The organism is Kitasatospora sp. NPDC001095 (genome assembly GCF_053598615.1).
The window spans coordinates 1-1,017 of sequence record NZ_JBSFKQ010000155.1 but is presented as its reverse complement, the minus strand read 5'-3'; the positions used below and the strand labels follow the sequence as shown (position 1 = coordinate 1,017).

Below are 1,017 nucleotides of genomic sequence, written 5' to 3'. Positions count from 1 at the left end.
GCCGGCTCGTCAGCACCACATGACCGGCACCGTTCACCGCCAGCCAACGAGCCACCTGCCCACCCAGCGCACCGGTACCACCGGTGACCAGCACGGCACCCGACGGACGCCACACCTCACCCGCCACACCCGCAGCCGACACCCGCACCAGACGACGCACGAACACACCACTCGCCCGCACCGCGACCTGGTCCTCGCCACCGACACCCGCCAGCACCGACACCAGACGCTCACCGGCACGCCGATCCACCACCTCGGGCAGATCCACCAGACCACCCCAACGACCCGGCAGCTCCAGACCCGCACTCCGACCCAGACCCCAGACCATCGCCTGGGCGGCCGAACGCAGCCGGTCACCCGTCCCGTCGACCGTGACCGCCCCGGAGGTCGCCGCCCACAGCGGCGCTTCGAGGTCGGCGTCGCCCAGGGCCTGGAGCAGGCCGAGGGTGCCGCCGAGGCCACGGGTCGCCCCGGCAACGGCCTCGTCCTCGTCGGCGAGCGCCAGCAGCGAGAGCACACCGTCGAGACCTCCGTCGGCCTCGGCGCGCAGCAACTCCGCCAGCGCCTGCCGGTCGGTGTCCTCACCGGACAGCGTGACGTGCCGCACGTCGAGACCGTGCTCCGTGAGCGCCGCGACCGAGTCCGCGACCAGGCTCCCGTTCACGCAGTCGGCCGGGGAGACGACGAGCCAGCGGCCGGACACCGCACGGGCGGACCGGTCGGCGGTGCGCTCCCAGCCGATGCCGTAGCTCAGCCGGTCGTCGACCAGGGGCTCGGGCAGCCGGGGCCAGTACAGCTCGCGCTGGAAGGCGTAGGTCGGGAGCGCGGCCGCCACCGACGGCGCCGCTGCGAACAGCGCCGTCCAGTCGGGCGTCCGGCCGGCGACGTACAGCTCGGCGAGCACGGCGAGGGCGGTCGCGGTCTCCGGGCGTTCGGCGCGCAGCGCCGGGGTGAACACGCCCTGCTCGACGCACTCCTGGCCCATGGCCGAGAGCACGCCGTCGGGGCCCAGCTCGA

1 protein-coding gene is annotated in these 1,017 nt (G+C 74.5%); it reads right to left on the bottom strand.

What is annotated here, in order from left to right; genetic code table 11:
- The coding region (locus ACWDBB_RS36265) for a beta-ketoacyl reductase (RefSeq protein WP_449793662.1) at nucleotides 1–985 on the bottom strand (985 nt) is incomplete at its 3' end.
- Nucleotides 986–1,017: the final 32 nt, after the last annotated feature.